This window comes from Sinorhizobium meliloti (genome assembly GCF_017876815.1).
Taxonomy (GTDB): domain Bacteria; phylum Pseudomonadota; class Alphaproteobacteria; order Rhizobiales; family Rhizobiaceae; genus Sinorhizobium; species Sinorhizobium meliloti.
Map to the genome: position 1 here is coordinate 2449039 of NZ_JAGIOS010000001.1, position 12821 is coordinate 2461859.

16 protein-coding genes are annotated in these 12821 nt (G+C 61.8%); 4 read left to right on the top strand and 12 right to left on the bottom strand.

All coding sequences use genetic code 11. The features are described 5' to 3' along the window. Positions 1-21 precede the first annotated feature (21 nt). Positions 22-363, top strand: coding sequence for a tRNA-binding protein (locus tag JOH52_RS11575; protein ID WP_010969865.1), 342 nt, complete (start codon positions 22-24; stop codon positions 361-363). 12 nt (positions 364-375) lie between these two features. On the opposite strand, the gene JOH52_RS11580 is transcribed toward JOH52_RS11575, so the two are convergent. The 5 genes from JOH52_RS11580 to JOH52_RS11600 form a co-directional block, all read right to left on the bottom strand. Continuing rightward, positions 376-1758, bottom strand: coding sequence for an ATP-binding protein (locus JOH52_RS11580; protein WP_003532899.1), 1383 nt, complete (start codon positions 1756-1758; stop codon positions 376-378). Positions 1759-1792: 34 nt separating this feature from the next. Next, a complete protein-coding gene (locus tag JOH52_RS11585; protein WP_003532900.1) occupies positions 1793-2497 on the bottom strand; it encodes a response regulator in 705 nt (234 codons plus the stop codon). Positions 2498-2797: 300 nt separating this feature from the next. Then, on the bottom strand, positions 2798-3313 hold the full coding sequence (locus JOH52_RS11590; protein WP_017263267.1) for a MarR family winged helix-turn-helix transcriptional regulator: 516 nt from the start codon (positions 3311-3313) through the stop codon (positions 2798-2800). 153 nt (positions 3314-3466) lie between these two features. Further along, positions 3467-3733 carry a hypothetical protein gene (locus tag JOH52_RS11595; protein ID WP_010969864.1) on the bottom strand — a complete coding sequence of 89 codons (267 nt, stop codon included), beginning with the start codon at positions 3731-3733 and terminating at the stop codon, positions 3467-3469. Positions 3734-4058: 325 nt separating this feature from the next. Further along, positions 4059-4688, bottom strand: coding sequence for a DUF1236 domain-containing protein (locus tag JOH52_RS11600; RefSeq protein ID WP_013844741.1), 630 nt, complete (start codon positions 4686-4688; stop codon positions 4059-4061). Positions 4689-4908: 220 nt separating this feature from the next. Between JOH52_RS11600 and JOH52_RS11605 the strand changes: the two genes are divergently transcribed. Both JOH52_RS11605 and JOH52_RS11610 read left to right on the top strand, forming a co-directional pair. Next, positions 4909-5064 (top strand): hypothetical protein, encoded by a 156-nt coding sequence (locus JOH52_RS11605; protein WP_003532904.1) that lies wholly within the window; start codon positions 4909-4911, stop codon positions 5062-5064. A gap of 109 nt (positions 5065-5173) precedes the next feature. Further along, positions 5174-5815: an MBL fold metallo-hydrolase gene (locus JOH52_RS11610; RefSeq protein ID WP_003532905.1), complete on the top strand. Its 642-nt coding sequence runs from the start codon at positions 5174-5176 to the stop codon at positions 5813-5815. Between the two features lie 70 nt (positions 5816-5885). On the opposite strand, the gene JOH52_RS11615 is transcribed toward JOH52_RS11610, so the two are convergent. The 6 genes from JOH52_RS11615 to JOH52_RS11640 form a co-directional block, all read right to left on the bottom strand. Continuing rightward, positions 5886-6311, bottom strand: coding sequence for a BA14K family protein (locus JOH52_RS11615; RefSeq protein ID WP_003532907.1), 426 nt, complete (start codon positions 6309-6311; stop codon positions 5886-5888). 143 nt (positions 6312-6454) lie between these two features. Beyond that, complete coding sequence (locus JOH52_RS11620) at positions 6455-6670, bottom strand: cold-shock protein (RefSeq protein ID WP_003532915.1); 216 nt, start codon at positions 6668-6670, stop codon at positions 6455-6457. A 669-nt stretch (positions 6671-7339) separates the two neighbouring features. Further along, positions 7340-8242: a DMT family transporter gene (locus JOH52_RS11625; protein ID WP_010969863.1), complete on the bottom strand. Its 903-nt coding sequence runs from the start codon at positions 8240-8242 to the stop codon at positions 7340-7342. A 188-nt stretch (positions 8243-8430) separates the two neighbouring features. Next, positions 8431-9621: a PQQ-dependent sugar dehydrogenase gene (locus JOH52_RS11630; protein WP_010969862.1), complete on the bottom strand. Its 1191-nt coding sequence runs from the start codon at positions 9619-9621 to the stop codon at positions 8431-8433. Between the two features lie 125 nt (positions 9622-9746). Then, positions 9747-10028: a hypothetical protein gene (locus JOH52_RS11635; RefSeq protein ID WP_003532922.1), complete on the bottom strand. Its 282-nt coding sequence runs from the start codon at positions 10026-10028 to the stop codon at positions 9747-9749. Beyond that, complete coding sequence (locus JOH52_RS11640; protein ID WP_003532924.1) at positions 10021-10218, bottom strand: hypothetical protein; 198 nt, start codon at positions 10216-10218, stop codon at positions 10021-10023. Before JOH52_RS11640 ends, JOH52_RS11635 begins: the two co-directional genes overlap by 8 nt. Before the next feature lie 397 nt (positions 10219-10615). Here JOH52_RS11640 and JOH52_RS11645 point away from each other — a divergent pair, with 397 nt between their 5' ends. Next, positions 10616-11818 (top strand): pyridoxal phosphate-dependent aminotransferase, encoded by a 1203-nt coding sequence (locus JOH52_RS11645; RefSeq protein WP_010969860.1) that lies wholly within the window; start codon positions 10616-10618, stop codon positions 11816-11818. A 120-nt stretch (positions 11819-11938) separates the two neighbouring features. Here JOH52_RS11645 and JOH52_RS11650 read toward each other — a convergent pair whose 3' ends face one another. Next, positions 11939-12805, bottom strand: a complete 867-nt coding sequence (locus tag JOH52_RS11650) for an NAD(P)-dependent oxidoreductase (protein WP_013844739.1) — start codon at positions 12803-12805, stop codon at positions 11939-11941. Positions 12806-12821 lie beyond the last annotated feature (16 nt).

Genomic DNA, 12821 nt, shown 5'->3' on the forward strand with positions numbered 1-12821 from the left:
GACGTGATCCGGGGAACATTCATGACCGAAATCATTTCCTATGCCGATTTCGAGCGCGTCGACATTCGTGTCGGTACAATCGTAGAGGCGGAGCCCTTTCCCGAGGCACGCAAGCCGGCAATCAAGCTCAAGATCGATTTCGGCCCTGACATCGGCATCAAGAAATCCTCCGCGCAAATCACGGTGCACTACAGGCCCGAGGAACTCGTCGGCAGGCAGGTTCTGGGTGTCGTCAATTTTCCGCCGCGCCAGATCGGCCCCGTTCGTTCCGAGGTGCTCACGCTCGGCTTCGAAGACGAGGCCGGCGCGATCGTGCTCGCATCCACCGACAAGCCGGTGCCGAACGGCAAGAAGTTGATGTGATCTTCCCCGTATTTACGTCGGCACACGCACCGTCGCTCGCAGGCCGCCGAGGGGGCTGTCTGCGAGCGTGACATTGCCGCCATGGCTGCGGGCGATGTCGCGGGCAACGGCGAGGCCGAGGCCGGTGCCGGAACTGTCGAGATTGCGGGCCTCATCCAGGCGGAAGAACGGTTTGAACACGTCTTCGCGTGACCGTTCGGGAATGCCCGGTCCGTCGTCATCGACGGTGATGGTCAACCATTTCGCGCTCTGGCGCGCCTCGATGTGCACGGTGTTCGCATAGCGATAGGCGTTGGACGCGAGGTTGGAGACGAGCCGCGTGAAGGCGTTCGGCCTCACGTGAATTTCGTTCTCGCCCTGGATCGCGGTTGTCAGCGTCTTGCCATACAGCTCCGCCTCCGCCGCAAGCCTGGCCATCAGATCGCTGAGTTTCAGCCGGCCGACATCCTCTTCCGCGTCTCCTCGGGCGAAGGCGAGATAGCCTTCCAGCATGTTCTGCATATCCTCAACGTCCTGGTTGAGGCTTTCGAGGTCCGGATTGTTGCCCACAAGTGCCAGCTGCAGCTTGAACCGGGTCAGGATCGTCCTCAAGTCGTGGCTGACGCCGGTCAGCATCGCGGTGCGCTGTTCGATCTGGCGCTCGATCCGCTCGCGCATCAGGATGAAGGCGAGACCGGCCCGCCGGATTTCATTGGCACCCCGCGGTGCGAAATCGTCGATCTTCTGTCCCTTGCCGAAGCTCTCCGCTGCGCTTGCCAGCGCCAGGATCGGCCTGATCTGCCCGCGCAGGAAGAGAATCGCGATCGTCAGCAAGACGAGCGATGCGCCGACCATCCAGACGAGAAAGATGTGTGTGTTCGATGCATAGGCCTGATTGCGGCGGGCATAGACCCTGAGAATGCGGTCGTCTTCAAGCTTGATGCGGATTTCCACGATCTTCGAATTGCCGACGGTATCGATCCAGAAGGGACGCCGGATCTGGTCCGAAATCTCCTCGCTGAGGATCTGGTCGAGGATTTCGAAGAAGGGCTTGGGACGCGGCGGCGGCAGCTCTCCGCCCGGCTCGACGGTTATGTTGAGGTCGAGCTGATCGCGGGCGATGCGGACGATCTGGTCGATATCGCCCTCGCGCGGGAAGGTCGTGATCAGGTCGACGATGGCGGCGATGTCGTTGGTCACCGCCGAGGAGAGGCGCTGGGTGACGAGTTGCCAGTGCCGCTCCATGAACACGAAGGCGACCACGGACTGTAGCAGCACCATCGGGATGACGACGATCAGAATCGAGCGCGCGTAAAGACCCATCGGCAGCCGGCGCCGCAGCCAGCGGACCACGCGCTTCCAGCCGCCGTCCGCGGGTGTCGTTCCTTCGCGCTTCAAACCGTCAAAGCTTGCCATGGCCCTTGATCCGGCCCTCGTTTCTGGCCCATCGTCAGTCAACGCTCAGCCGGTAACCGATGCCGCGAACGGTCTGCAGCCATACGGGGTTGGAAGGATCGTCCTCGATTTTACGCCTTAGCCGGTTTATCTGCACGTCGATCGTGCGCTCGCCGACCTCGGCGTCGTCGCCGATCAGCTCGTGGCGCGGAATGGTTTCGCCGGCGCGCTGCGAAAACAGCGTCATGATCTCCTGCTCACGGTCGGTGAGGCGAATATGGTCGGCCCCGCGGCGCAGTTCCTTGCGCACTACCGAGAAGGTGTAGGGCCCGAAAATAACCTGATCGACCTTGTGTGTCTGTGTCGGCTGGTTGCGGCGCAGGATGTTGTTGATGCGGAGCACGAGTTCGCGCGGCTCGAAAGGCTTCGGCAGGTAGTCGTCGGCGCCCGCCTCCAGCCCTTCGATGCGCGAATTCGCCTCCGCCAGGGCCGTCAGCATGATGATCGGCACGGACTTGATCTGCCTGAGACTTTGCGTCAGAGCGATGCCGCTTTCCCCCGGCATCATCACGTCGACGACCAGAAGATCGAAATCGATGCCTATCAGCTTTCGCCGGGCCTCGTCGGCATCGGCTGCCGTCGTTACGCGAAATCCCTGTTCGACCAGATAGCGGTTGAGCAGGTCGCGGATGCGCCGGTCATCGTCGACGACCAGAAGATGCGCCGCATCGTCGGAGACTGTCGCCTTTGCTATCATCATTCGGTACCCTCATTGCCGGTCAAGCCGGAAAGGCTGCGCCAAAAATGCCGGAGACCGTGCAGCACATGCGCCGCGGTCACCCATTCTCATTCAAGGGGCTACCCGTTTTGCCACGAACGACGAGCCGACGTCCAATCAGACGCGCACAGGTCGCGTAACATTTTGAATCGTTGTGTGACTCTCGGGCGCCTTCCCTGCAGTGCCGCACGTCCGGCGGACGCGCAATGGCCGCTGTAGCACTTAAGCCGCTGCATGTTTTTCTCCTTCAATGGGCGAGGATCAAACGAAACATGCAGTGGATCAGCCCGCAACGTCATTCATCATATTGGCGAGAAACCGCTTCACGGTTTCCCGCGCACCCGGTCCGGCCTTTGCCAATGCATCGGCTATGCGGCGGGACTGTGGCTCGGCAAGCGCCCGCGCCAGGGCCTGGCCGTCCGGTGTCGTGTAGAGCATGCGCTGCCGCCGGTCTTCGGGACCGGTCACCTGCCGGATATAGCCGGAATCGATCAACTGCTTGAGGACGCGGGCAAGGCTCTGCTTGGTGATCTTCAGCGTTTCAAGAAGATCCGCGACCGTCATGCCGGGTTCGCGGTTGACGAAATGCACGACGCGATGATGCGCGCGGCCGAATCCGCTCTTCTCGAGAATGGCGTCCGGGTCGCCGGTGAAGTCGCGATAGGCAAAGAAAAGCAGCTCGATGATCTCGAAATCTATCGTGTCCACATCTTCGCCAGCGCTGTCGCTTATGCTCTTGTCCCTGATCTGGCCGACCACGCGGTCATATCCTTTCAATCGAAATGCCGTTCGAAACATACCGCAATATATGTCAGTTTGGTTGACATATTTCCATCGAGTCGCAGGCATCCAGATCGAAGACGTGCAAATTTACGCATATCGCGCCTCGGCGATACGCAGAAAAGGCGGCCGCAGCCGCCTTTTGCCTTGCGATGGATGTCGCCTGAAGGCTCACGCCTGCTTGCCGACGAACTGCCCGACAATGCCGTTGAGAACGCCGCCGCCGATGAGGGCGCCGATGGCCTGCATGGCCAGACCGGTCGCGGCGGCCTCTCCGCCAAGCATCTGGATCAGGAACCCGCCGCCGAGGCCGCCGATGGCTCCGACGATCGTGCGTGCCACGACTCCGAATGCCTGCTGCTTCAGCATGGCGCTGGCCGCGTTTCCGCCAGCTGCCCCCGCAATCAACTGGGTAATGATAGGCACTAATGCTTCCATCGATCCCTCCGTCCTGCGACCCCTCATCCAGAGCCGCGACATACCGGACAACCCGGCACGGGAAGGTTGAAGCCGAAGGGGAGATTTGTCAATTTTGCCACCACTGGTGTCGGCCACAGGTGACGATCCGGAAGCGGGGCTGGGGGATAGTCGTTTGAGTTGTTTCGGGAATTCGTTTCGGGGCGCGCGAGAGGGCACGAGGAGCCGCAAAGCCACACCACTCGTGCCCTCTACTCTCGACGCGTTTTGGACGGGTGATTCGCCGTGACGCAGCGTTTTGCAATTGACGCTGCGCCACCATGCCTTTTCCCTTTTCGCCTGACGCTCAGCGATAGACGTAGACGACCCTTCTTGTGCCCGGATCGACAAGGACGGGCTGCCCATTGATGGTCACGTACTGATACTCGTAATCAGGAATGGGCTGGACGGCCACCGTGTTCGGCAGCGTGGCACCGACCACGGCTTCGCCCTCTACATAGACGGTGTCGACCGGATTCTCGGTGATATAGGTGCGCACCGTGGGAGGCGGAGTCACCGCTTCGACCTCCTCGACCGGACCCACCAGTTCGAGCGGTTCGGACGGCGCCACCACGGTCTCGCCCTCATAGGCGACCGTAGGGACCGAGAGTTCCGTGCGGCGCTCCTGGATAATGGCGGTCGTGCCGCCCATGTCCGTCGCCAGGTAACGGGCGTAAGCCCAGCCGCGCAGGCCGTTGACGTCTATGCGGCACCAGTTGCTTCCCTCCATGCAGCCATCGAGCACGGCAGCGCTGCCGCGTGTGGCGACGCCGACCGCAGGGTATTGGGGGCCCGGTCCGGCACGCACATTAAGGTCCGTCAGCGTCGTTGCGCTCATTTCGGCATAGGCTGCGGGAATGGCGGCGAGCATCGCACCGGCTGCCAAAGCCGCTCTGAGCGAGGCCGCTTTGAACAGAGTCGGAGAGAGAGTCTTCATCATCTTGCTCCTCTTTCATTTGCAGGCCAGAACGCGCCGCGCCTCAGGGATGTTCCCCCCGTGACATCACGAAATGTGAGGATGAAACATATTGCCGTCGTCAAGCGTTGCCCGGGCTGACGGAAGCTGACGAAGTCTTCCCTATATTGTTCGCCGGCAATGCGCGGCCGATTTATCGATTTCTGCCCGACACAGGCTGGCTCCAGCCGGGAGTGACGAGATGCAAGGTGAGTTATCGGACGATGCCAAGCTTGCTGCCAAGCGGTTGCGTCCGCTGGTGGTGGTCGTCGTGACAGCGAAGCTCGTGGTTTCGGTGCTGCTGCTCGCGACGGTGCAATATTCGCCGCCGGCTTCGGAAATCGTGGCACTGCGCTGATTTGCGCTGTCATACCGCTCGCTTATCGCTATAGCTGGGAAAACGGCCTGGATCGGGAAGGGCTTCTCACTTCCAGGCCACCTCACGAGCAAGAGCGAGGCATGGTCCGATGTTACAGGCAGGCATTATCCCGGTAACGCATTTCGAGCAGAACTGTACGGTCCTGTTCGATAGCGAGACCAAGGAAGGCGTGGTCGTCGATCCCGGCGGCGACGTCGACATCATCCTGCAGACGATCCGCGAAAACGGCATCGCGTTGAAGGCTATCTGGCTCACACACGGCCATATCGATCACGCCGGCGGCGCCAAGGAATTGAAAGAAGCACTGGGGCTCGACATTGTCGGACCCCACAAGGACGACCTGCCGCTGCTCGAACGGCTGGAGGATCAGGCGGAGCGCTTCGGCCTCGCGATGAAGGTTCAGAACGTCGTGCCGGACCGCTGGCTTGAAGAGGGCGATACCGTCTCCTTCGGCGACCACGTTTTCGAGGTCTTGCATTGCCCCGGCCATGCGCCCGGTCATGTGGTCTATTTCAACCGGGCACAAAATTTCGCCCATGTCGGCGACGTGCTTTTTCACGGCTCAATCGGCCGTACCGACCTGCCGGGCGGCAATCATCAGCAGCTTCTGGATTCGATCCGGGACAAGATACTGCCACTCGGGGACAATGTGGGCTTCATCTGCGGCCACGGCCCGGGCGGGCAGATCGGCGAAGAGCGGCGCACCAATCCGTTTCTGCGCGGTCTTTGACCGGTGCGAAAATGAAAAGGGCGCATGACTTCTCCAGTCATGCGCCCTTTCGGTTCGTACGCGGCGGCTTTCAGCCGGCGTTGCAGAAATGGCTGCGGCCGTCATAGCCGACGAAGGTTCCGCTGTCCGGATTGAACGAGCGATAGCGCTGCGAACAATAGCGATACCAAGCCGGTGTCCAGGGCTCGAGGCCGTAGGTCTCGACCGCCACCGGACGATAGACGGGCCGATAAACCGGGCGCGGACGATAGACGGGGCGGGGCTCGTAATAGTCGGGCTCCGGATCGATATAGACCCGCTCGCCGTAATAGCGCGGCGGCGGCGGCGAGGCGATCGCGCTACCGATGAGCGCGCCCGCGGCCAAGCCAACTGCGCCCGCTACCCATGCATCGTCGTTATTGCGATGGCGGTGCCCTGCCTGGGCGGTGCCGAAGGTCGGGATAACGATGGCGGCCGCGGCGACCGACAGGACGGCTGCTTTGATGAATTTGTTCATGGGCTTCAATCCTATGCATGCGACCGGATGGTTTCCGGATTTCATGATGAACAAAGTCTATATAAGCCAAACTGAACGGAGCCTGAACGAAAAAACCCGGCAAAACTGCCGGGCTCGAACTTAACTTTCAGCAGAGAACAGCGTTAGCCGACGATCTGCAGGTTGACCGCCTTCGGTCCCTTGCCGCGGCGATCCGGCTCGGTGTCGAAGGACACCTTCTGGTTTTCCGTGAGACCGCTCAGGCCCGAGGCCTGCACGGCAGAAATATGAACGAAGATGTCCGCGCCACCGTTTTCAGGCTTGATGAAGCCAAAGCCCTTGTCTGTGTTGAAGAATTTTACAGTGCCAGTCTCGGCCATGCGTCAGGTCCTTTTCTCTCCACCCGCGTTGCGGGCAGCATTGCAGTTTTGCCCGATATGGGCGTGGGGGCAGTTCTCGACAATTGAGGAAAGGGTCCTGGTTATCGCGACCAGCCGCAGGAAGGAATAACAGCCTCCCCCCGTTGGCCGCCCGGAGTGGGTTGCGTCTCCGGCCCGCTTTTATTCAAGATCTTCCCGTGTTCGCAGATTGCCCGAACACAGTAAGAGTGATGGGTTTATTTTGAATTGGCAAGCAAAACTTTTCTGACGAGGTATTGCGTCTTCTCATTGCTCAAAAAGAGGTCAGTTGGTCGTTTTGACTCGCGTATTCAAAAAGCATTGCAAGCTGTTGAATTCAAAGCTTTTCGACCAAAGATTGGGGCGCGGCAGGATCATTTGCGCCAAATTCCGTCGCTCATGGGTATGCCGCAACTTTGTGCAGCCTGGTTTCCCGGTCCAAGCGCCTGATATCGCTTGTCGTTCACGCAGCGCACTGGTCCGAGGGACCATTGCCTTCATGCCTACAGAAAAACTGCAGGATATATTGCCGGCTCAAGCGAAATTCGCCGTTCCAAGCAAAATTGAGGGGTTTCGGAGAGTATTAGTAGTATTAACCCGGGCGCCAAGCGCGCGGAGAAATTGCACGGAACGGCTAGCAGAAGCCGCTGTTCAGACAGCAGCTTGCGCGGCTTCGCGACGTTTCTTCGTCAGTTCCGGCACGAGCTCGACCGCAAGCATCGCCAGGAAGATGACGGCGCAGCCGACGTAGCCGACCGGAGTGATGGTCTCGCCGAGCAGCAGCACCCCGAACAGGGCGGCGAAGAGCGCTTCGCTCGAGAGGAAGATGGCAGCCTGCGGCGCCGTCGTATAGCGTTGGCCTACGACCTGGCAGATGAAAGCGATGCCGCTTGAAAAAATGCCGGCGTAGAGGATCTGCGGGAGGGCGCCGTTGATCGCATCGAGGCTCAGCGGCTCGAACAGGCCGGCCAGTACGCATCCGGCAACGGCGCAGACGGCGAACTGCGTCATCGACAGGAGCATCGGCCGGCCCGTGGCCGGAGCGAACAAGCCGACCAACATCAGCTGAACCGCCCAGAACAGGGCGCAGACGATCGTCAGCATGTCTCCGCCGGTCAGCGCCGAGAGCGCGCCGCCGCTCAGGAGAAAGATGCCGAAAGCCGCGAGCAGGGCGGCCGGCCAGATGACCCAGTGCGGCCGGCGGCGCAGGAACACGACAGTCAGTACCGGCACGAATACCACGTAGAGCCCGGTCAGGAAGCCGGAATTGGTGACGGTGGTGGTGAGCAGGCCGTATTGTTGCGTGACGGCTCCGCCGAAAAGCGCCAGTCCGACGAAGACGAAGTTGCGCATGGCGTTTCGCGGCAAGGGCGTAGCGGCCTGCTTCTTTTCAAGGAGCGCCAAGGGCAGTGCCACGAGTGTCGCGATCGCAAAGCGCAGGCCGATGAACCAGAGCGGTCCGATCGCGTCCATCGCCGTCGACTGCGCTACGAAGCCCGCACCCCAGATTGCACCGGAGAACAAGAGGAAGAGATTGGCTTGAATGCGAGTCACCGCTTGGCTCCGGGGTCGTGGTCCTGCTCACGGGAGGCGCGCGATCTTCGCGCCATATTCCGCGACTTTCGAGAATCACCCCGAAGCCATGTTGCTCAGGTGATTGCGACCTCGCTCTATCAGTTGCGATTTTTGCGGGCAAGCCGCTCCGTGTTGCCGTCAGGCCCGACAGCCGTTCCCCAGCGGGCTCATTGCGTCGGAGCTTTGGAGACCCTGAGCACTGCGCCGTCCTCCTCGTCGGTGACCATGATCAGAGCCCCGTCGGAAGCGACGATGACGTCGCGGATGCGGCCGAATTCTCCGTCGAACAACCGTTCCTCGTTGGTGACGGCGCCGGTCTCGTCGCGGTCCAGGCGGGCAAGCAACTGGTACTTCAGTGCAGCGATCAAAAGGTCGCCGTTCCACTCCGGAAACATGCTGCCGCGGTACACGGCGATCGCGCCGGGCGCAATCGATGGGTCCCAATAGAAGAGCGGCTGCTCAAGACCTTCCTTCGCGGTGCCTTCGCCGATCTCGACTCCGGAGTAATCCTTGCCGAAGGTGATCACCGGCCAGCCGTAATTTTTGCCCGGCTGCGGATTGTTCACCTCGTCGCCGCCGCGCGCGCCGTGCTCGACGGTCAAGAGCTTGCCGCCTTCGGGGTCGAAGGTGATTCCTTGGGGGTTGCGGTGCCCTATGGACCAGATTTCCGCCAGCCCGCCGGTGCCGCCGCGATAGGGATTGGAGGCGGGAATGCTGCCGTCGGCGTTGATGTGGAGGATCGAGCCGGCGTGGTCGCGGGAGTCCTGGGCGCGTTCGCCTTCGCCGCGATCGCCGATGCCGAAGAACAGGCTGCCGTCCTTGTCGATGGCGATGCGCGACCCGAAGTGCTGCCCCTTCCGGGTGAACTTGTTCATCCGGAAGATCTCCTTCACTTCCGTCAGGCTCTGCTCGTCCTGCGAAAGAGCCGCCCGCACGAGGACGGTGCCGTAGCCGCCATCACCGCGGACGGAGAGAGTGAGATAGAGTGTCCTGTTCGTTGCGAATTGCCGATCGAGGGCGACGTCCAGAAGGCCGCCCTGGCCGTGTGCGGCCGCTGTGGGCACCCCCTTGATCGCAGCCGACAGCTTGCCGTCGCGCAGGATGCGCAGCCGGCCCGGTCGTTCGGTGACGATCAGCGCCCCGTCGGGCATGGCTTCGACCGCCCAGGGATGCTCCAGTCCGGAGGCAAGCGTCTCGACGAGGACGGTTCCTGTCTGCGTGGGAAATTCCCGCGTCTCCTGCGCGGCGGCAGGGGACGAGGCGAAGGCGAGAAAGAGCGAGACTGCAGCCGCCATCGGGAATGGAAATACTGTTGCTATGTCCCTTGAGCCGCCAGCATTCCAGCGCGTGTGCCGCATCGCATTCCTCCGGTCCGTCCGTCTGCGAAAATGCATCGTGCCGTCTCGGAGGTCCGAACGCGCGAGCAACGCACAAACTGGAGCGGCACGCACCGGCCTTCAAGTCAAATCGGATCAAAACGGCTTTATCGCACCGACCCTGTGGTGAGCGGTCCCGGCGCTTCTCGGATCGCCTCGAGGCGCGTCGGCTGGGGTTCGCGTTCCGTCGCGGGAGGATGTCGTGCTTCGTTTCTCTGGAGCAGGTACTGCGCGACCTCGTCCTTGGCCTTCATGTAGAAGCCTTTACCGACGAGCATCAGGCCGGCAAGGGCGAAAAGGGCGACAATCGCCACGACGACCGTCTGGATCGCCGACAGTCGTGCGAAGAGGTCGGCGCTCGGCTGCGACCCGTTATCGTTGTCAGCCATGGCGCCCGGCCTCGGACTGGACGTGAGCCGTCGCGGGCTGCTGCCCGATGTCGGCTTGCGTAGTCACCTGCGTCATCAATCCGAGGACCATCACGATGCAGGCCGCAAGTGCGGCGAGCGCGATATAGAACCCCCAGCGTGCCTCGTTGCGGCGGGTGCGCGAGGCGGCGACTTCATCATCGAGAAACATAGCATACCCCCAAGATGCCGATGCATCCGCATCGCGAATTGGCGCTTGGAAATCGGCTCTTGCGGGACGGAATTGCGGCGCGCTGAGACAGTTGTTGTGGCGAAAAAAAGGCACGCTCGGCCGCGAAAAAAGCGCCGGAGTGTCCGGGCGGAGGCGCGTCGACCGGTGTGCGTCGGCAGCCGCTCGGCCGCATGAGGTCATCCGGTTTCGATCGATCGCTTTGATCGCACCTATGAAACTTTGTCATGGTGACGCATTTTGCGCTGCCTTGCCGCCGTTTTTCGCCTGAAGCGCTTGCAAGACCGGGCGTCTTTCGACATAGACCTAACCGCTATGGAACCCTGGTTTTCCGTTCCCTAGCGTCTCACGCCGTCTCGAAACGATCAGGAAACACACCATGGCCTTCCTTGCCGATGCCCTTTCCCGTGTAAAGCCTTCCGCCACCATCGCTGTTTCGCAGAAAGCCCGCGAGTTGAAAGCGAAAGGCCGCGATGTCATCGGCCTCGGCGCAGGGGAGCCGGACTTCGACACGCCTGACAACATCAAGAAGGCCGCGATCGACGCGATCGATCGCGGCGAGACGAAGTACACGCCGGTCTCCGGCATTCCGGAACTGCGCGAAGCCATCGCGAAGAAATTCAAGCGCGAGAACAATCTCGACTACACCGCGGCGCAGACGATCGTCGGCACCGGCGGAAAGCAGATTCTCTTCAACGCCTTCATGGCGACGCTCAACCCGGGCGACGAAGTGGTGATTCCGGCACCGTACTGGGTCTCCTATCCGGAAATGGTGGCGCTGTGCGGCGGCACACCCGTCTTCGTCCCGACCAGGCAGGAAAACAATTTCAAGCTCAAGGCCGAGGATCTCGACCGCGCGATCACGCCGAAGACCAAGTGGTTCGTCTTCAACTCGCCGTCCAACCCCTCGGGTGCGGCCTATTCGCATGAGGAGCTCAAGGCGCTCACGGACGTTCTCATGAAGCATCCGCATGTCTGGGTCCTGACGGACGACATGTACGAGCACCTGACCTATGGCGACTTCAGGTTCGCGACCCCGGTCGAAGTGGAGCCCGGCCTCTACGAGCGCACGCTGACGATGAACGGCGTCTCCAAGGCCTATGCGATGACCGGCTGGCGCATCGGCTACGCGGCCGGGCCGCTTCATCTCATCAAGGCGATGGACATGATCCAGGGCCAGCAGACTTCGGGCGCCGCCTCGATCGCGCAGTGGGCGGCCGTCGAGGCGCTCAACGGTCCGCAGGACTTCATCGGGCGCAACAAGGAGATCTTCCAGGGCCGCCGCGATCTCGTCGTCTCGATGCTGAACCAGGCCAAGGGCATTTCCTGCCCGACGCCGGAGGGCGCCTTCTACGTCTATCCGTCCTGCGCCGGCCTGATCGGCAAGACCGCGCCTTCGGGCAAGGTGATCGAAACGGATGAGGATTTCGTCTCCGAGCTTTTGGAGACCGAAGGCGTGGCTGTGGTCCACGGCTCGGCCTTCGGCCTCGGCCCGAACTTCCGCATCTCCTACGCGACTTCCGAGGCGCTGCTGGAGGAGGCTTGCCGCCGCATCCAGCGCTTCTGCGCCGCCTGCAGATAATTCTCCTGCAGACCGACATGAAGAAGCCCGCCGTCACCGGCGGGCTTCTTCATGTTCAGAGCTTGATTCAGCGATCTGCCAGTCCGATTCAAGCAGCAGTCCTACCCCATTGAAACAGAATCATTTTCGCTTCCGGATCACTTCGACGACGGCGGAGATGTCGTCGCCGTGGCCGCCACTGTCGACGCGGTCGCCCGCCAGCCGCAACATGGGTCGCATGAAATCGGGGGCGACGCCCTGTTCTTCGCTTGCCCTAACGATGTTCTCGAGCGCGATCTTCTGCATGGCGATGTTGGAGACGACATCGCGGCCGTGCATGCCGCTGTCGATCTTGCCGGCGAGGTCGGGCAGGGTACCGCTCATCGCCTCGATCCAGGGCAGGAGCAGCGGCAGGAAGTCGACGGCCTTGCCTCCGGCGCTGGTCACCAGCGCGCTCGCATGCAGGAAGCCCGAGAAGAGCCCGTACATGCCTGATAGCAGCGCTATGTCGTAGAGCGAAGCCAAACCCTCGTCCTCACCGAGGTGACGGCTTTCGGCAAGGGCTTCGAGGGCTAAACTGTGCCTATCGAATAGCGCACGCGAGCCGCTGTAAAGGATCAGGGCGCCGGCCCCGCCGATCATCGGCGGGATCGCCATGATCCCCCCGTCGAGATAGATCGCTCCCCTTGCCGCCAGCCACGTGCCGAGTTCCCTGGCGTCACCCGGCGTGCCGTTCGTCAGGTTGAGGAGGTCACGGCCGGCAAGCGCCTCCTGCGCCTGTTCCAGGACCGCACGTGCGGCGGGGTAATCGACGAGGCAGAGGATGGTGAGCTCGCTCGCCGCAATTGCTTCGGCCGGGCTTTCCGCGATCTTCGCACCGGCGCCGGCAAGCGGCTCGGCGCGCGATCGCGTCCGGTTCCAGACTGTGACGGTATGGCCGTTCTTGAGAAGCGTTCGTGCAAGTGCCGTACCCATGGCGCCCAAGCCGAGAATTGAAATGCTGCTCATTGATTGTACCTTTCTC